This window comes from Paenibacillus sp. A3, assembly GCF_001399685.1.
Taxonomy (GTDB): Bacteria; Bacillota; Bacilli; order Paenibacillales; family NBRC-103111; genus Paenibacillus_G.
The window spans coordinates 23,821-41,472 of record NZ_JTHN01000140.1 but is presented as its reverse complement, the minus strand read 5'-3'; the positions used below and the strand labels follow the sequence as shown (position 1 = coordinate 41,472).

The window sequence follows — 17,652 nt, the reverse complement described above, 5'->3', positions numbered from 1 at the left end:
AGTTTATGCTGCTGCTTACCTCCTGATTTATTATGCGGGAGGATATTTCATCCCCATGATCGTAATGATCCTGCTGTGGGGGATTGTGCATTCCGGCGGGCTTATTGTCAGCCAAAGCTGGCTTATGACTGAAGCGCAGGAGGCCCCTGAGTTCGGCAACAGCCTGTTTGTCTCCTTCACGAATCTCGGCATCACAATCGGAGCGTCGGTCGGCGGCTGGTTGATCGGGCAGTGGGGAATCCACCAGTTGATGTGGAGCGGGATCGGGTTCGCCCTGCTGGCTTTCCTGCTCATCAACGCAAAAATTAACGGTACAGCACGACAGCTGGGATCAAGGAGCAGGGGACTGCGACGCCATAACCGGTCAGCGCTTTAGCCGCAGGATTTTTATAGCAAGTTTTTTCTTTCTTCCAGGTGTGCTAAACTTAAGAACATAAGGAATGTGACCTCTAGGACCAAACTCGGAAGAAAGGAGCTCTGACCGATGCAAATTTCCGATTTTCTGTTCCCCAAGGACAAAGTGGCCTATATTATCTCGTCTGCTACGATGCAGGAGGCCTTGGACAAGCTAGAGCAAAGCCAATACACGGCAATTCCCGTGATTGATGGGGAGGGGAAATACATTGGTACCCTCTCGGAAGGGGATCTATTCTGGAAGATGAAGAATACCCCCGGATTGAGCTTTCAAAACCTGGATATTATCAAAGTGCATGAAATTAAACGCCGTATTCATAATGAGTGCGTTCCGATCAATGCGCACCTGGACGATATGCTTCATCTGGCTGCCGATCAGAACTTCGTTCCCGTCGTAGAAGACAACCGGATCTTCATCGGAATTATCCGCCGCAAAGATATCATCGAGTACTATACGAATAATATTACGGACTAGCAGCGGGGCTGTCTGTCGAAACTTGCTTTCAAAGTAAATCCCCTCGAAGCAGCATTCTTGAAAAAGAGTGCGCTTGGAGGGGATTTTTCGATTTTAAAGATGATGTAAATAGTAGAATAAAAGTAAATAAAATATAAAATTGTAAAATATTATTGTTAAAATGGCAATATTATGCTATTTTGAGTTTAGTATATTGTGCACATTATACTAAACTATCATTAAGGAGTGACTTTATGAAAAAGCTTTTGATTTCCGCTATGGTTACACTCACCTTGATGACCCCTACAAACATTTTTGCAGCTTCCCCCGATTCTGTTGCTTCCATTGCAGCGGCTGAAAATAGCGGCTCTGCTTGGGTTGCGAGATTTCCCGGCTCCAAAAGTGTCGATGACCTCAACGACCCGTTCAAAAGCAATGTCAAGAGATTCATAGCTGCACTTCACGAGGCGGGCATTTCCACGAGCATCGAATCTACTTATAGACCGGAAGAACGGGCTTATTTGATGCACTGGTCTTGGAAGATCGTGAATAAGAAGGTAAGCCCGAAGGATGTGCCTGCCAAGGCCGGCGTTAACATCAAATGGGTACACGATAATGATGATGCCAATTACAGCAAATCGATCGCCGGAGCAAGAGCAATGGTAAACGGCTACGGGATTTCTAACCTGAACGTTGCACCGGCGCTGAACTCCAACCATACCGCAAGAAACGCGATAGATCTTGGTACGTCTTGGTCGAAGGCCAGCGTTGTGATCACGGATGCGAACGGCAAAAAAGTAACGATCAATTCCGGCGCCAAAAATAGTACAAACGCAACGTTGATTTCCGTAGCCAAAACCTACGGCCTGGTCCATTACACTCCTGTAAATGACGATAAAAACCATTTTTCGCCTAACGGGCGCTAGTTTGCAGTCAAGAGTCGAAGTTATTCGACTAGCTTGTTGTGAAAGTGGCCAGTTGAGATAATAGAGGTTACGAGGCGGTGGGGTATCTACTTCCGGTCGCTGTTGTCAGCAGGAAACTTTGATTGAAGCCGCTTAGCAGCGGATGTTTCCCGCAGACAAAGGCGAACGCTATCGCTCCTCCAGTAGATACCCCACCTCCGTATGCAGCTCTATTTTTGAAAAAGCCCACGTTCTCAACAACCTGGAGAGTCGAATTTATTCGACTCTTTTTTATTGTATAAAGAAACTTGACATATCTATAATTTGCGATATTATAATGTGTATGGAGCCGATTGAAATTTTTAAAGCACTGTCCAATGAGTCGAGACTGCAAATTTTGCATTGGTTGAAAGATCCCGAAAAACATTTTACGCCCCACGAAGGGATTGATATGAGGAATATCGGGGTATGTGTAAGTCAAGTCACGGAAAAGTTGAAGATGACACAGTCCACAGCTTCCCAATATTTATCGATACTCCAGCGGGCAGGTCTGATCACGACGGAACGTATTGGGAAGTTTACGTACTACAAAAGAAACGAGAAATTGATACGCGAAATCGGTGCTTTTTTTAATAACGAAATCTAACGACAACAAACTGAATGCTCTCCTGAGGATTCGGTTTGTTTCAATCGTACATATCGATGTATTACAATATGTAGATTTTTATGAAAAACACATCGATAATTTATAATATATAGATGTGAAATGAATAAGGAGTGGTGAAATTGAAGTCGAACACTTGGAAAGTTTATTTTTTGGCAATTGTCAGTTTTTTGGTCGGGACATCCGAGTATGTCATTTCAGGGATTTTAGATAAGATTTCGGATACGATGGGGATCTCGATTACTTCGGCTGGGCAGCTTGTTACCGTTTTTTCATTTGTGTATGCGATTTGCACCCCTGTACTGATGGCATTGACGGCTAAAATCGAGAGGCAAAAGCTGCTCGTAGTAGCGCTAGGAATTTTCGTGTTCGCCAATATTTTGTCCTTTGTTCTGCCGGGATTCGGACTTTTTGTCCTCGCACGCGTGATGATGGCTTTAGGCGCAGGAATGGTTGTTGTAACCGCTCTGGATATCGCAGCGAAAATCGCACCCGAAGGTAAACAGGCCAGTTCCATTGCAACCGTGGTGATGGGCTTCACGACGTCATTAATTATCGGTGTTCCTCTCGGACGCATGATCGCTGCGGCCTACGGCTGGAAATCGGTGTTCGGTTTCATCGCTATAATGGGGCTTCTGGCTATCTTTGTTCTATACAAAACGATCCCGCAAGTGAAAGGGGATGCCCCCGTACCTTTATCCAAGCAGCTTGCTCTTCTAAAAAGCAGAAAAGTGGCTCTTGGGCTCTCGATCACTTTCTTCTGGCTCGGCGGTTACTCTATTGCGTATACCTACATTTCTCCTTATCTTCTCAAGGTTGCCGGCTTGAATGAAGAAGTGCTGAGCGGAACTTTGTTGGCGTTCGGCGTGGCCAGCTTAATCGGCTCCAAATTCGGCGGTTACAGTACGGATAAATGGGGAGTTTCGTTCACGTTAACCGGGGGTATGCTGCTGCACATCGCGGCACTCATTTTACTATCTGTTACAATTGCTCTAACGAATTCTTGGTTGCTCGTTGTCGCCGTACTTGTATTGTGGTCATTTGCAGCGTGGTCATCCGGCCCTACGCAGCAATATAATTTGATCCGAATCGAGCCGAATTATTCGGGAGTCATGCTCGGGCTCAACCAATCCACGATGCAATTAGCGATGGCAGCAGGAGCGGGAATAGGCGGGCTTGCCGTTGATCAGGTATCCTTATCATCCATCCCGTGGTTCGGGACGATCGGTGTAGCGATTGCCGTCATGGCCTCGTTTTTATTATTTGCATGGATAAGAGAGGAGGCAAGAAAAGCAAGCAAGCCGCAAGAACATGTGTTATCGGACTGATTCAGATACACAGGTGCTCCCCAAATGATCAATCGGCAAACCAGCGGGAGCGGCAAGATCACTTTTGGAAACCCATGTCTATCCGATGTGGGTTTCTCTTTGTTTCGGCGTCTCGCAGATAGAGGATACCTGTGAAAGCAAGGCGAATATTAAAGATATAGAAGTGAAGCCGGATTTTTTATTGGTTTTCCTTGCTAGATTTCATCGGGGGAGGTAGAGTATAGCAAGAGATGAAGAAAATGACGGAGATTCATTATTTATTGCCTATTGACTGCATTTATTTGTCTGAAGAAATAAGTGAGATTAAAAGCTTAATGGGTATTCAATTTGACGACGACTTTCTAGTATCAAAATACGATTCTTACGGTATAGGACGTGGCGATGTTCTTGTATTCAAAGCCGAGAGAGAAAGCCCGGAGTTTATGCTGTTTGACCTATATCATTCATTCACAGATCAACAATTTATGGTCTTATTTGGAGTACGCTGTTTCGAACCTTGTAACATTAAAAAATTGATGTTGGCTTTACATAACAAGAGCGAACCAACCAGCAAATTTATAATGGGTGAAGGAAACGACTTAAGCAGCATGGCCGATTTCACCAATTATCCCAAAATCATAAAGTATGGCGATCAGGTTTATAACCAATGCATAGAACTGTATGTAAATAAATCGAACAATAAAAATCCACTTCAAGGACATATACAAAATGAAAAATAAAACAATTTCTATAGCTACTATTCTATTCATACTATTTGTTTTATATTTTAACAAAGGTTGGCTTCTAACGAATCTTTCAACACCAGCAAACAACGAAGCTGAAAGCGCAGTTGTACTCCATTTTCCATCGGAGCGTTTTCCGGAAACCGGCGCCCATATAAAAGCGGCGATTGAGCATGGGAAATCCTCCATTTGTACAATCGATAGAAAAGGCGCTGAAGCCAATCGAAAAGAATCTCTAAAAGGCGTGCCCGTAAAGCCTAATTTGGACCGAGACGAGTTCCCCATGGCCATGTGCGCAGAAGGCGGCAAAGGAGCCGATATCATGTATATTAGCCCTTCCGACAATCGAGGAGCGGGATCTTGGGTGAGCAATCAATTGGAAAAGTATCCCGACGGAACGCGAGTGAAGATTGTTGTGAAGTGAAGTGCTTCTACGGCGAAAGGGCCAATGGCTCAAGTCCATTGGCACCCGCATAAAAGAAATAAATGAATAGTAAGGCTACTATTCATTTATTTTGCTAATCGCTATGGTGTTCGTTAACTTATGAATAGAGTAACCATTCAACATAAATTGAACAATACTATCGTTAAATTTTACTTCGGAGCCTTCTTCAAATGTAAATTTATAGGCTTCCAAAGGATTGTCGGTATGTTTAAGATTGCGCATTAGTTCGAATATGGCATGAACCGGGTCAACAAATAAGTAGCCGCGATCAGGATGATGCAATAAATAATTCACGCTTTGCTCAATAATCTTATGCATTTTTACTCACTCGCTCCAATCAATAAGCAATTTATTTTTTGCGGTAAGAATGAAAGCACAAAGAGTATATCACAATTTTTGGAATTGGTCATTAGACATTTTGATGATTATTACATTAGTACGCAATAAATTCATCATTTCACGAAAAAAACTACGATTTTTTTTTGGCATTGCAGCGAACAAGCCGCAGTATTTTAATAAATTAATATATTATTCGGTCATATATCAATCAGACATTTTGCAATGTAGTCCTTGTAATCGGGCAATTCTTCGCACAGCCACACTTTCCCTAATTCTGACGGCACATACATGGCATTCCGAGCTTTGGCAAAATAAGCCGCCCAAATAAGGATCTCCTCCGAATTCTCGTATCCCAAGTAATAAACCGGCTCGATTGCTTTCTTTAATAACGGTTCGATTAATGTTGGTTTGTATTTTGCAATCGATGAAAGAAACGAGAAATACCCTTCTGCGGCCGATTCACAATTGTAGCTGGGAATCCAAGAAATAAATTTTTCAACAAGATCGGCATCAGCCATAGAAGTATCTCCGGCTTCAATCCCTCGTTGAATAAGTTCCATTTCACGATAGGTTGGCATGAATTCATCGCTCCTAATTTAATACCATTTCCCTATCATTATTATCGACAAACCTCGGTTCCGTTGAACAGAAGAAATGTTCATTTTTTGTTTAGTTCGACCTTATATATTAAGTTAGGTCTTAAATATACAGGAGAGGATGAAAAAGATGTATCCGTCGTGGAAGAAATATGCGGCCGAATTCATTGGTACTTTGGTACTCGTACTGATCGGCTGCGGAAGTGCAGCTACGGCAGGGGGCGAGTTGGGGTATCTTGGAATCGCCTTCGCGTTTGGTCTGTCCATCGTCGCGATGGCCTATGTGATCGGTCCGATCTCAGGATGCCATATTAATCCTGCCGTTTCATTGGCAATGCTCATACGCGGGAGGATGCCTCGAAAGGAATTCCTGGGTTATGTGATTGCTCAGACAGCCGGTGCCGTTATGGGTTCGGCGCTGCTATCCGCGATTATCCAATCAACGGGTAAGTCCGTATCGAGCCTGGGACAGAACGGATTCGGCGAAGGGTACGGGATCGGGATAAGCGGCACGATGGCATTTATCGTGGAAATCGTTTTGACGTTCATCTTCATTTACACCATTCTCGGAGTCACGTCCGATGCTGCTAACAGTCATGTTGCAGGTCTTGTGATCGGCTTGTCGCTAGTGCTTGTTCATATTCTGGGCATCGGCCTTACAGGCACTTCCGTGAATCCGGCTAGAAGCTTCGGACCGGCAGTACTATTGGGCGGGGAAGCGTTAGCGGAACTATGGGTATTTATTGTGGCTCCTCTGATCGGAGCGGTACTGGCTGCCATTGCGTACCGGCGGTTGAATGTCAACACAGAAGCGTGATTCGGGAGGTGCCGAGAAAAATCGGCGCCTCGTTTTCTTTTATTGAGCTGACGATTTTCTAAATGCCCCCTCCAATACAAGGCGGGGTATTTGGCGTTCCCTTCGTGCCATTGACATTGTTGTGTATATTGTATATGCTGTGTATGTAATAGATACACAGTTGTGATTTGTGGAGGTCACATGAAAATTATTATTTCCAATACGTCCGATCCGCCGATCTATCAGCAAATCAAAGATCAAATCAAGGACGCCATTATTCGCGGAGAATTAAAGGAAGGAGAAATGCTGCCTTCGATACGTGCCTTGGCCAACGATCTGCGCGTAAGCGTCCTTACGACCCGAAGAGTATATGACGAACTTGAATCGGAAGGATTTATCACGACCAAGGCAGGCAAAGGCTCATTTGTCGCCAAGGAAAACTTTGAGCTGCTATTGGAATCGAAACGGCATATGGTTGAAGTCAAGCTCACGGAAGCGTGGAAAACCGCCCGTTCGTTAGGCATCAGCAAAAACGAATTGTATGCCATGATGGATTTGCTGTTTGAGGAGGGGGAAGAATGAAGCCCATTTTAGAGGTAGCAGGCCTGAAAAAAGACTTGGGGAATTTTAGGCTGGACGATGTCGGTTTTTCTTTGATCGAGGGCTGTATTACAGGATTCATTGGGGTGAACGGCGCCGGAAAAACGACGACCATTAAACTGATTCTCGGATTAATGTTGAAGGACGCGGGAGAGATACAATTTTTCGGAAAAGATGTTCAAAAAAACGAACGGGAATTCAAAAACCGTATTGGGATTGTTCTAGACGAAGGTTATTTCTATGACGAGTTAACTTTGCTGGAGATGAAAAACATTGTCGCCCCGGCCTATTCCAATTGGGATAACGCTTTGTTTAACCGTCATATGGAACGATTCGGGCTGCAGCTGAATCAAAAAATAGGGACGCTTTCCAAAGGCATGCGTATGAAGTATGCTATCGCGTTGGCGATTTCCCATCGGGCGGACTTATTAATTATGGATGAGCCGACGAGCGGTCTCGATCCGCAGGTGAGATTGGAATTAATGGACATCCTGCTTGATTATGTGAAGGACGGAAAAAGTGTCTTTTTATCTTCGCACATCACTTCGGATTTGGATAAAGTTGCGGACGCGCTAATTCTAATTGACAACGGTCGAATCGTCTTCAGTGAAGAGAAAGACATCTTGTTGGACAGACATGGACTCGTGAAAGGTGATCCTAACGAGCTGAATGAGGCTACAAGAACAATGTTTTTAACCTTGCACGAAACCGAGTATGGGTTTTCCGGCGTAACGAACGATAAAGCGGCCGTGCGTCAGCACATGCAACATGCGCTCATTGAAAGGCCGACCATTGAAGATATAATGTTAGGCTACATTAGGAGGTGACCCCGATGCTTTTTCATCTTGTGAAAAAGGATTTCCTGCTCGCAAAAAAATATTGGATCATTATGCTGCTTGCAGCGATGGTGCTGCCGGTCTTCATGCATACGAAGCTCGACTTCATTGCAGGGGAGTTTCTGCCTTTTTTTCTAAGTACGTTATACATTGCTTTTTTACTATATAGTACGGTTTCCATGATGGAATATAAATACAAAGGCGCATCGCATCTTTGTGCGACCCCATATACAAGAAAGACGATCGTGATGTCAAAGTATTTTTTTGTCGCTGCCATTTTTATCGGTTGCTGCAGCTTGTACACTATTGCGGCTCTGATCAGTCCGGTGAAAGTCGGGTTACTCGATCTATCTGAGGTAGGTCGAACGTTCTTCTTGCTAAGTATCATTTTCGGAGTCATGATTCCGGTACAATATCGTTTTGGTTACGAAAAATCAAGATATATATTCTTTTTTCTGATCTTCCTGACGCCTTTCGTATTACCGAACATCATGAAAATAGTGCAAAATAATGGAGCCATGTTCCCGGTCTCGCTGCCTTTTCCGCCATTCGTGCTGGACTTGCTCTTTGTTTTACTGGCATTTGTTATCGGGGGAATCTCGATGGTCCTATCGATCCGGATTTTTTCTAACAAAAATCTGTGATACTCTAGGGGGAGCATACCGATGAACTTCAACCGGAAAACGATCTTTTACTGTTTAATAGGGATCATTCTTGCTGTGAGTGCTTTAAGCCAAGCTTTGAATAAAAGTTACCTTGCTATATTTCCGCTCTTTGGTTCCGTTGCTTTTTTTGTGAATGCTTGGCGAGCGAATAATAAGTAATTTATACTAATCATATACGCATTTATAACATATACTTGCCCGAAGGAGAGTGTAGCTTGTGCCCGATACCTGCGTTCCGACTGGCGTGAAGCTAAAAGATACCGGCTTTGGATATACGTTGTCCGTCATAGGCGGTAAATATAAAATGATCATTATATATTGGCTGGCAGAAAATAAGGTCATGCGGCATAACGAGCTGAAGCGAAGTATCGGTACCATTTCCTTTAAATCGTTAAGCATCATGTTAAAAGAGCTAGAGGCCGATGGTCTGATCCTGCGCAAAGAATTCCCCCAAGTACCTCCAAAAGTGGAATATTCCTTATCTGAACGCGGTCTATCTCTCATCCCCTTATTAAATATGATGTGCGAGTGGGGTGAGAAAAACAGCTTGCCGGCTCAGGAGGTTTAAATCAAAAGAAGTATCTCCGTAACAAGGAAATACTTCTTTTTTTAGCTTAATAAAGCTACCACTTACAGGTTATCGATAAAATTCACGTAAGCTTGCGCGCTTTTTTCCAATTCGCTCGCAGAGGACTCGATTTCTTCACCAGGCACATTTTCGCCAGGCTCATTTTCCGTGCCGTAAAACGCAAAGAACGAACGATAATCTGCATTGCAGTATCGGAAAGTAGTTTCAAAAGGAGACAATAAATGGTCAAGCGTATAGCGATATCTACCCGCTTCACTATAATCTTCTTTTTTAATTCCGGCCGATACGGCTAAAGCCGCTTTGCGGTTCTTTAATTTATCGCCTTTCGAACCATAAGCCCAGCCATAAGCAAACACATCGTCAAGCCATTTTTTCAGGAGAGGCGGGCAATTAAACCAAAAAATGGGGAACTGTAAAACAAGATTGCCATGCGATTCAATGAGCTGTTGTTCTTTTTCCGCATCGATGTTTCCGTCAGGGTAAACCTTATGCAATTCGTGGACCGTATACTTATCAGGGTACTTTTTAAGCTCCTCGACCCATCGTTTATTGACGACGGAAGTTTCTATGCTTGGGTGCGTTACGATAATAAGAGTTTTCACTGCTTTGTCCTCCTTGAGAATGATTTACTTCTTGAGTATAAAGTGCGCGCTTCAAATATGTAAGTATGCACTTTTAGTACAGGTACTTACAAAAAGGAGAGTGTAAGATGGGGATTTTTCAAAAATAAATAAAATATCCCAGAGAATGCTAAGATACGACGAGAATCCCTATTAAAGCCAAGAAAAGATGAAGTGAACGGTTATAGATACTATACGAACGATGATATTAATACGGTAAGTAAAATAAAATTGCTGCGCAAATACCACTTTTCAATGGATGAAATAAAGAATGTACTAGAGATGGATTCTGAAGCGATCAAAGATAGATTTCAACAGAAAATCGCTGAATTAAATGAAAAAGCATTGGAATATATGGATGTAATCGAGGAAATGAAAAACTACATTGAACCTAAGAAAACTACAAATAGAGTGAATGCTTATGATGTATTGAGGGGAGTGAGGAAACCATTTCATGCTTTTTGCTTAAGAAAAACGGTGGATGAGGCTGGTTTAGAGTCGTTAATAGAACAACTTCATAAACACGTCAACGAAATCAATCCAGTTTTAGCCGGCAAATGTTTTTCAATTTTTCATTCTGTGGAGGAAAGCGATTTTTATCAATATGATGTCGAAGTATGTCAACCTATTTTAATGGAAAGAGAGATTACAGATTCCAGGATCATATGTTTTGAAGAAACAAATTATATAAGCACCCTAGCAATTATGACAGCATTAGTTTTGCTTATAGTGCCTTATATGACTGGGCCAATTCATATGGTTATCGTTTAGACGGCCCATTTATTGAAAAGTATTTTGCAGATGAGTCTGTTGCAATAGATCAAGATGATTTTGTCACGGAAGTTGGTATCGCTATAAAAATGTAACTCGCCTAAGCCTCCAATTCCATTCGCCTCATTTAACCCTCACGCTAGTTTCGAACACCTATTTTCACTTGTGCGATCTGATACTACAAAGAGACTTGAGCTTCACACCGTGTGAAGATTTATAATGTTACCGTACCGCAACGAGACCGTGGGGGATAAGAAGTAGAGGAGGCTGAAGCAGTGAATAAATATACGATTCCGGATGAAAAAAGCGAACATGAAGGTACTTGGTTACAATGGCCTCATGGATACACCTATGGCGAAGATTATAAAAAAGGGATAGAGCACATTTGGATCAAGATGGCAAGCGCTTTAAGCGAAGGTGAGAAAGTTCACATCGTTGCGTATAATCAAGCAGAAAAAGAAAAAATTAACAAACTCCTTACGAGCCAAGGTATAAATATGAACATGATTGATTTCTTTATTTCGCCAACGGATGATGTGTGGGCAAGGGATAATGGACCGATTTTTGTTTATGACCATAATAATAATCTAAACTTATGGGACCCGGGATTTAATGGATGGGGGAAGAAAACTCCTTTTGCCAAGGACGCTTCACTTCGCGAGCGCCTCAGCAAGGAATTAAACATCGAAAGAACGATTCGCATAAACTCGTCATAGAGGGCGGAGCTATTGAACTGGACGGCCATGGTACCTTTTTATCGACCAGAAGCTCTGTAGTGAATCCAAACCGAAATCCTGACTTATCCGAAGCGGAAATTGAAGAATATCTCGGCAGCCTTGGCGCTACGAATTTTATTTGGTTAGATGGAGTGCCAGGCGCGGACATTACCGACTTTCATATTGATGGATTTGCCAAATTTTACGACAAATCTACGATCATTACATTTTCAGAAAACGACTTGGCCGAATGGGGGCTGTCAGCCAAGGATATTAAAACATTATTGAATGCCAAAAATGCTTCAGGCGAGGCTTACAAGTATGTATATTTACCGCTTAGTAAACATAATGTCACTCTAGAAAATGGAGAGGCATTGGGTGAAAAAGGTTCGTATGTGAATTTTTATATAGGGAATAAAGTAGTATTGGTACCTAACTATAATGATCCTCATGATACAATAGCAAACGATATCATCCAAAAACTATATCCTGAGCGCAAAGTGGTTGGGATTGATGTAAGAGAGCTTTATAAGGATGGCGGAATGATTCATTGTGTTACACAACAACAACCAGCGATTTGAGATAAACATCAGGAGGAACCCAAACATGAATAAGAAAAAAATTGTAGTGATTGGTGCAGGTATTGTCGGCGCATCAATGGCCTATGAGCATTTGAAATCCTTCGTTAACATCTACAAGGAGGGGAGACCTTAGAGCTGGAAAGTATCGAGGTAGGAATGCGACCCATGCCTGAAGATGGCTACCCTATCGTTGGTTTTCATGATCGGATAAAGGGCCTCTATCTTGCAGTTATGCATTCGGCTATTACGCTGGCTCCTGTTATTAGCCGATTGGCGGCAAATGAGATTATAGACAACGCACAGATGAAAGAATTAGAAAGCTGCCGGTTATCCAGATTTAACTATAGCTAAAGGAAAGGGATGGATACAAAGTGAATTACATTGTGACGGATTTAGAGGCCACTTGTTGGGAAAATGACCGAACCAAACAAAACGAAATTATTGAAATCGGTGCCGTTAAAATCAATGAACAACTTGAAATTATCGATGAATTTCAAACGTTTATTAAGCCGATATTAAATCCTTGGTTATCAGATTTTTGCAAAAAACTAACTTCCATTACACAAGAGGATGTTAATCAAGCAGAATACTTTCCGGAAGCCATTCAGAAATTTCAAGATTGGATCGGTAAAGAAGATTATTTCTTGTGCTCTTGGGGATTTTATGATAAAAGTCAACTAACGAAGGATTGTGAACTATATAAAATAAGTACAGATTGGCTTGCTAATCATATCAGCATCAAACATCAACATGGCAAGACGATCGGTAAAGAGCGGGGAGTAGGCATGGCAAGGGCGCTGGAAATGGTTAAGCTGCCGCTAGACGGCACACATCATCGGGGAATTGATGATGCCCGGAATATTGCAAAGATATTTGTAAAGATTTTTGACAAGCTGGAATTTCGTTAATCATAATCTTGGTTTGGAAAAATAATACTTACAACATATTAAAAAGAGCCGTGTTATCGGCTCTTGAAATTAATCGTTTATTTCACCAGTCTACTTGTTTATAATCCTTTAAAAATACACCGGTCAATGGTCTTTCTACGTCTTTACCTTCATATATTGGATCGCAGATTCTAGCAGCAGCATCATCAAAATCCAATGGTAACTGAATCTTTCGATTATTTTTAACTTGTTCCGGGAACTGGTTCGAGACCCAACCAGGATCTACACTAGTAATGAATATTCGATGTTTCTTATACTCTTTAGCCATGGTTAGGGTCATCATATTGAGAGAAGCTTTTGCCATGTTGGTGTGGACATGGTAGCCACCCTTTCTTTTCATATTAAATCTACCTTCTGATGCAGATACATTTACGATAAAGCGGTTTTGGTGCGGACTTCTCAACATAGCATCTTTCAACTTTGTATTTATCAAAAACGGAGCAGTAACGTTAATTAACTGTACTTCGAGCATTTCAACAACAGATATTTGATGAGATTGTGCTGTCCACGAATTATGTAACAGTGGATTGTGATTCATAACTACTTGCTCACAATTAATCTGTTGTAGATGCTGAAATTCCTTTGTTTCATTCTCCGATTTAACGAAGTGAGAAATACGCATCCTGTCCGCAATAAGTTGTAATTGTTGGTTGCCGGTGATTTGTCTTTGGAGTTCCGCTTCATTTATGGATAATGCCTGATATTCCTCTTCCGACATTCGTACCGTCTGAGCAGCGTTATTAATAATGATATCAATGTAGGGAAACTCTTTGTCTATGAATTGCGCAAACATCTCGACTCTTTCAATTTGACGAAAATCTAATTCATAGATGTGAATGCGATCACACCAATTTTCGAAATCAGGTTCTTTAATATAACGTTGTAAGGCGTCATATGGAAAGCGGGTTGTTAAAATTACACGTGAGCCATCTCGTAGTAATCGTAATGCTGTATGATATCCTATTTTTGTTCGTCCACCTGTAATCAAAGCGGTGTAAGATTCTAAATTTTGCTTGGCTAGGCGTTTCTTTTCATTGTATTCACCACAAGTTTGGCATAGTTTTACATAGTGTTCGTGAGTTACAATAAGAGGTTCTTTGCAGACATAACACCTATTCTTTCTATCATTCTCGTTGGTTTGTTCCTGATTTTTCATTTTATCACCTTGAAATTATTTACAAGCATCATAGCATATGCTATTATACTAAAACACAGTAGCTTAATCAAAGCGCCTGCCTTTCACGCAGGAGAATGAAGGTTTCGCTCCTTCCTGTGTAAGGTGATAGTTTAATGAAAATACCTTCATGCTAAGAAGGAGATGGAGGTCTCACTCCTCCTCACCTTTATAATTGATTAGAGTGGCCTTGATTCTTGCTTTCTCGCGAATCAAGGCTTTTTTGTAGGTAAACTACACTGTCTGCTAAAGGAAACATTTTTTTCGGTAGTGGTCTGCTTATTTTCATTGAATGCTGCATCTACTATTCCTTTTACGATCACTTGTTTTGCAAGCATCGTTTTATTACAATCATCATAAATAGTTGACTCGAGGAAGAGTACCATATGACAATCGACACAGATAAAGTTGATTGTCTTTTTTGTTTTTAAATTCAATAAGGAATATACTCAAAATGTAACAATATTCCTTTAGGGAGTGTTAGAGAATGCGTGATGAAACGGTGAAGCATAAATACACAAATCGGCTCATAAATGAGAAGTCTCCATACTTATTACAACATGCTCATAATCCCGTAGATTGGTTCCCGTGGGGAGAAGAAGCTTTTAGTAAATCTGCACGCGAAGGCAAACCGGTATTCTTGTCCATAGGCTATTCCTAGCCTTCGGGCTAATGCGATGAAAGAAGTGTGACTAGTTTTACTTGCCATTGGTGTCACGTCATGGAAAGAGAATCCTTCGAGGATGAAGAGGTTGCGGCGCTGCTGAATCGCGATTACGTAGCGGTCAAGGTAGACCGCGAGGAGCGGCCGGACGTGGATAATCTGTACATGTCCGTCTGTTGACTCGCCGTGTCATAGAGATGAACATTCTAGAGTCCGTGGGACGGGAAACGATTCGTCAAACGTTAAAAAAACGAAACTTAAGCCTCACCTGAAGAAGCAATGGTGCATTCCGGCTAAAGCCAACGCTGAATTTGTCGCACGCATGGAAGACATCCTGGAAACCTATGCCTTCCCGTATGACCCGGAGATTCCGCTCATCTGTATGGATGAGCAGCCCGTACAGTTGCTTAATCACTCCCGCTCGCCGGAACCGATGAAACCAGGGAAGGTACAACGAGAAGACTATGAGTATGTACGCAAGGGCTGTTGCAGCCTGTTTCTGTTTACCGAACCCTTGGCCGGGTGGCGTCATGTCCATGTGAGCGAAAGACGAACGAAAGCCGATTGGGCGAGACAGGTCCGAGAACTGCTTGACTTGCATTATCCGCAGGCGAAGCGCGTTCGGCTCGTCATGGATAACTTGAACACCCATAGGATTTCGTCATTGTATGAAACGTTTAGCCCCGACGTTGCCCTTTCGTTAGCGAAGCGTCTGGAGATTCACTACACCCCAAAACATGGAAGCTGGCTGAACATTGCTGAAATAGAACTGAGTGCCCTGACGGTGCAGTGCCTGCATCGCCGAATTGACTCCATGGAACAATTACAGCGAGAAACAGCAGCTTGGGAAACGGACCGCAACCACGCTCAAAAGTCGGTACAATGGCACTTCACCACCGAACAAGCCAGAGGGAAACTAAAACATTTGTATCCTGATATTTGACTCGGTCAAAGTACTAGTACCTTGACCGAAGTAAATTTAAGGTTTTGTGTGAGCTTCCTAACGCTACCTTACATCGTCTAACAGAAAAATCAGTCCTTAGATTTGGCGCGGTCAAGGTACTAGTAATATCATTTGATAATTCTTCAAAGTTTTTCATTTTAAATAGAGTTAGAAGAAATCTATAGGTATTGTTACTGATGATGTATCGAAACGATCGAGTTACTTAGCGTCTTCACTCATCTTCTTCAGTAAGAGAAGAGAGCCCAATAACAGATAAATTCCTTTGCTATTTCTGAAGACATTCCGTTCCTTAGGAATCAGTAATATGAGCGATTCCTAAATTTAGGCCAAATTCAATTGAACTATTATTGCTTTAACTAACTAAAAGATGTTAAAATGATAATTATGTAATAAGGAGCAAATCCTGTAATGAAGTAATTTGAGCTTTGAAAGAAAAAACACCTCTTATATACTGGGTAACGTTCCGACCAAAGAACAACCCCACATACGAAAAGAGGCATACACATGAAGTAAAGATGAAGCAGAATCAACGGATAACACGAATTACCGAAAAAACGTTGGTCGTCGGCGCGGACATTGCCAAGAAAGTTCACGTAGCCCGGGCCGTGGATTTTCGCGGAATCGAGCTAGGGAAGGACTGTGTGTTCCAAAACGATCAGGAAGGGCTGACGAAGCTGGCAGAGTGGATGAAGGAGCTAGGCCGAGTTCGTGACAAGACAAGACAGACATTGTATTCGGCATAAAGCCTACCGGACACTACTGGTTCCCGTTAGCAGCGTTTTTGAAAGGGCAAGGCATCCAGATTGTCGTTGTCAATCCGCACCATGTGAACAAGAGCAAGGAGCTTGAGGATAATTCACAGACCAAGACGGATTATAAGGATGCGAGGGCATTGCCGACCTTATACGGAACGGGAAGTATTCTGAGCCCAACTTACCGACGAAGGAATATGCACAGCTGCGCATTCTGATGAATTTTCGCGAGAAGGTCATGGTGAGCTTGAATCAAGTAAAACGCGGATTACAAACTGGTTTGACCGCTACTTTCCGGAATATCCACAAGTGTTTAAGGATTGGGAAGGCAAAGCATGACTGATGACGATGCGTCAACTCCTTAAGAGATCGTCTCTACAGGCGCCAGAGACGTCCTCACACACTGGAAAAGGGAAACTAAACGTGGAGTAGGCATCAAGAGAGTGGAGCAGCTTTATGCCGCCTACAGTCTCGATCGGGCTTGCCGAGGGCTGGCAGCGGCTCGATCGAGCTTGCCGCCTTGCGGATCAATACGACTTGTACTGCAAGCAAGAAGAAACCATCATGGCTAACGTTCTGCAGATTCTGGAGAAAATCCCCGGAACGAAGCAAATGCTGGATATCCCAGGAATTAGTGTTTTGACCGTCGCTGGTTTCTTGGCGGAGGCTGGCGATTTAAATAGCTACGACCACGGACAGCAGATCATCCGCTTAGCTGGACTCCATTTGACCGAGAACAGTTCCGGGAAACGAAAGGGAAAGACCGGAATCAGTAAACATGGGCGTTCTCGTCTCAAAGGCATTTTGTTTTGTGCTATGCTGCCCATGGTGGCCAAAAACACAACATGCAGTCAGAATCCGTTAAAGAAGAAGCAGTCGATCATAACCTTTAGTGGAACACTGGTTCGCGTCCTTTATACATTGGGGACAAAGGAGAAAGAGTATAATAACGCAACCGATGTACTAGGGTAGGTTCGCAAAGTCCAGACTGTAGTCTCGCTTATTCACATGTGCACAACTACGACAACGGAAGCACCGGAGAAGCCGAAGGATTATAATCCATAAGGGCAACGACCCAGTCAAGGAGCCAAGAATCGGCCTCCACCCCTT

General features: G+C 42.7%; 21 protein-coding genes and 4 pseudogenes. 22 read left to right on the top strand and 3 right to left on the bottom strand.

Annotated features, from left to right (window positions below):
* The 7 genes and pseudogenes from QJ48_RS21300 to QJ48_RS21270 all read left to right on the top strand — a co-directional run.
* Positions 1-376, top strand: a pseudogene (locus QJ48_RS21300) (hypothetical protein); the annotation flags it as partial.
* 108 nt (positions 377-484) lie between these two features.
* Entirely contained in the window at positions 485-889 is a 405-nt protein-coding gene (locus QJ48_RS21295) for a CBS domain-containing protein (RefSeq protein ID WP_054975513.1), read from the top strand.
* A gap of 233 nt (positions 890-1,122) precedes the next feature.
* On the top strand, positions 1,123-1,794 hold the full coding sequence (locus QJ48_RS21290) for a hypothetical protein (protein WP_054975512.1): 672 nt from the start codon (positions 1,123-1,125) through the stop codon (positions 1,792-1,794).
* 322 nt (positions 1,795-2,116) lie between these two features.
* Positions 2,117-2,419, top strand: coding sequence for a helix-turn-helix transcriptional regulator (locus tag QJ48_RS21285; protein ID WP_054975515.1), 303 nt, complete (start codon positions 2,117-2,119; stop codon positions 2,417-2,419).
* A gap of 140 nt (positions 2,420-2,559) precedes the next feature.
* Entirely contained in the window at positions 2,560-3,765 is a 1,206-nt protein-coding gene (locus QJ48_RS21280) for an MFS transporter (RefSeq protein WP_054975511.1), read from the top strand.
* Positions 3,766-4,004: 239 nt separating this feature from the next.
* The gene (locus QJ48_RS21275; protein ID WP_157261710.1) at positions 4,005-4,484 is read left to right on the top strand and encodes a hypothetical protein; all 480 of its coding nucleotides are present in this window, start codon (positions 4,005-4,007) and stop codon (positions 4,482-4,484) included.
* Positions 4,474-4,911 carry a NucA/NucB deoxyribonuclease domain-containing protein gene (locus QJ48_RS21270; protein ID WP_054975509.1) on the top strand — a complete coding sequence of 146 codons (438 nt, stop codon included), beginning with the start codon at positions 4,474-4,476 and terminating at the stop codon, positions 4,909-4,911. Before QJ48_RS21275 ends, QJ48_RS21270 begins: the two co-directional genes overlap by 11 nt.
* 557 nt (positions 4,912-5,468) lie before the next feature.
* Here QJ48_RS21270 and QJ48_RS21260 read toward each other — a convergent pair.
* Positions 5,469-5,849, bottom strand: a complete 381-nt coding sequence (locus tag QJ48_RS21260) for a hypothetical protein (protein WP_157261709.1) — start codon at positions 5,847-5,849, stop codon at positions 5,469-5,471.
* A 148-nt stretch (positions 5,850-5,997) separates the two neighbouring features.
* Here QJ48_RS21260 and QJ48_RS21255 point away from each other — a divergent pair, with 148 nt between their 5' ends.
* The 5 genes from QJ48_RS21255 to QJ48_RS21235 all read left to right on the top strand — a co-directional run bounded on the left by QJ48_RS21255 (position 5,998) and on the right by QJ48_RS21235 (position 9,332).
* Positions 5,998-6,684 (top strand): MIP/aquaporin family protein, encoded by a 687-nt coding sequence (locus tag QJ48_RS21255; protein WP_054975506.1) that lies wholly within the window; start codon positions 5,998-6,000, stop codon positions 6,682-6,684.
* 180 nt (positions 6,685-6,864) lie between these two features.
* Positions 6,865-7,245, top strand: coding sequence for a GntR family transcriptional regulator (locus QJ48_RS21250; RefSeq protein WP_054975505.1), 381 nt, complete (start codon positions 6,865-6,867; stop codon positions 7,243-7,245).
* The gene (locus QJ48_RS21245) at positions 7,242-8,090 is read left to right on the top strand and encodes an ABC transporter ATP-binding protein (protein WP_054975504.1); all 849 of its coding nucleotides are present in this window, start codon (positions 7,242-7,244) and stop codon (positions 8,088-8,090) included. The genes QJ48_RS21250 and QJ48_RS21245 overlap by 4 nt, the downstream gene beginning before the upstream one ends.
* Positions 8,091-8,095: 5 nt before the next feature.
* Entirely contained in the window at positions 8,096-8,743 is a 648-nt protein-coding gene (locus QJ48_RS21240) for an ABC-2 transporter permease (protein ID WP_054975503.1), read from the top strand.
* 238 nt (positions 8,744-8,981) lie between these two features.
* Positions 8,982-9,332 carry a helix-turn-helix domain-containing protein gene (locus tag QJ48_RS21235; protein WP_054975502.1) on the top strand — a complete coding sequence of 117 codons (351 nt, stop codon included), beginning with the start codon at positions 8,982-8,984 and terminating at the stop codon, positions 9,330-9,332.
* Between the two features lie 62 nt (positions 9,333-9,394).
* Here the strand turns inward: QJ48_RS21235 and QJ48_RS21230 are convergent, their stop codons facing one another.
* Positions 9,395-9,955: an NAD(P)H-dependent oxidoreductase gene (locus tag QJ48_RS21230; RefSeq protein WP_054975501.1), complete on the bottom strand. Its 561-nt coding sequence runs from the start codon at positions 9,953-9,955 to the stop codon at positions 9,395-9,397.
* A gap of 135 nt (positions 9,956-10,090) precedes the next feature.
* Between QJ48_RS21230 and QJ48_RS39525 the strand changes: the two are divergent.
* The 5 genes and pseudogenes from QJ48_RS39525 to QJ48_RS21210 all read left to right on the top strand — a co-directional run.
* Positions 10,091-10,243: pseudogene (locus QJ48_RS39525) on the top strand (MerR family transcriptional regulator); the annotation flags it as partial.
* Positions 10,244-10,255: 12 nt separating this feature from the next.
* Positions 10,256-10,744: a hypothetical protein gene (locus QJ48_RS21225; RefSeq protein ID WP_237763004.1), complete on the top strand. Its 489-nt coding sequence runs from the start codon at positions 10,256-10,258 to the stop codon at positions 10,742-10,744.
* A gap of 275 nt (positions 10,745-11,019) precedes the next feature.
* Positions 11,020-12,041: pseudogene (locus QJ48_RS21220) on the top strand (agmatine/peptidylarginine deiminase).
* Positions 12,042-12,066: 25 nt separating this feature from the next.
* Positions 12,067-12,174, top strand: coding sequence for an FAD-dependent oxidoreductase (locus QJ48_RS39240; RefSeq protein ID WP_162238528.1), 108 nt, complete (start codon positions 12,067-12,069; stop codon positions 12,172-12,174).
* A gap of 238 nt (positions 12,175-12,412) precedes the next feature.
* Positions 12,413-12,949 carry a 3'-5' exonuclease gene (locus tag QJ48_RS21210; RefSeq protein WP_054975498.1) on the top strand — a complete coding sequence of 179 codons (537 nt, stop codon included), beginning with the start codon at positions 12,413-12,415 and terminating at the stop codon, positions 12,947-12,949.
* A gap of 82 nt (positions 12,950-13,031) precedes the next feature.
* Here QJ48_RS21210 and QJ48_RS21205 read toward each other — a convergent pair whose 3' ends face one another.
* Entirely contained in the window at positions 13,032-14,144 is a 1,113-nt protein-coding gene (locus tag QJ48_RS21205) for an SDR family oxidoreductase (RefSeq protein WP_054975497.1), read from the bottom strand.
* A gap of 505 nt (positions 14,145-14,649) precedes the next feature.
* On the opposite strand from QJ48_RS21205, the pseudogene QJ48_RS38890 reads away from it, so the two are divergent.
* The 5 genes and pseudogenes from QJ48_RS38890 to QJ48_RS38875 form a co-directional block, all read left to right on the top strand.
* Positions 14,650-15,003 (top strand): annotated as a pseudogene (locus QJ48_RS38890) (DUF255 domain-containing protein); the annotation flags it as partial.
* Positions 14,981-15,769: an IS630 family transposase gene (locus QJ48_RS21200; protein WP_157261708.1), complete on the top strand. Its 789-nt coding sequence runs from the start codon at positions 14,981-14,983 to the stop codon at positions 15,767-15,769. The pseudogene QJ48_RS38890 and the gene QJ48_RS21200, both read left to right, overlap by 23 nt.
* A gap of 536 nt (positions 15,770-16,305) precedes the next feature.
* Positions 16,306-16,533 carry an IS110 family transposase gene (locus QJ48_RS38885; protein WP_237763003.1) on the top strand — a complete coding sequence of 76 codons (228 nt, stop codon included), beginning with the start codon at positions 16,306-16,308 and terminating at the stop codon, positions 16,531-16,533.
* On the top strand, positions 16,518-16,760 hold the full coding sequence (locus QJ48_RS38880) for a transposase (RefSeq protein ID WP_337589635.1): 243 nt from the start codon (positions 16,518-16,520) through the stop codon (positions 16,758-16,760). Before QJ48_RS38885 ends, QJ48_RS38880 begins: the two co-directional genes overlap by 16 nt.
* 238 nt (positions 16,761-16,998) lie before the next feature.
* On the top strand, positions 16,999-17,514 hold the full coding sequence (locus QJ48_RS38875; protein ID WP_237763001.1) for an IS110 family transposase: 516 nt from the start codon (positions 16,999-17,001) through the stop codon (positions 17,512-17,514).
* Positions 17,515-17,652: the final 138 nt, after the last annotated feature.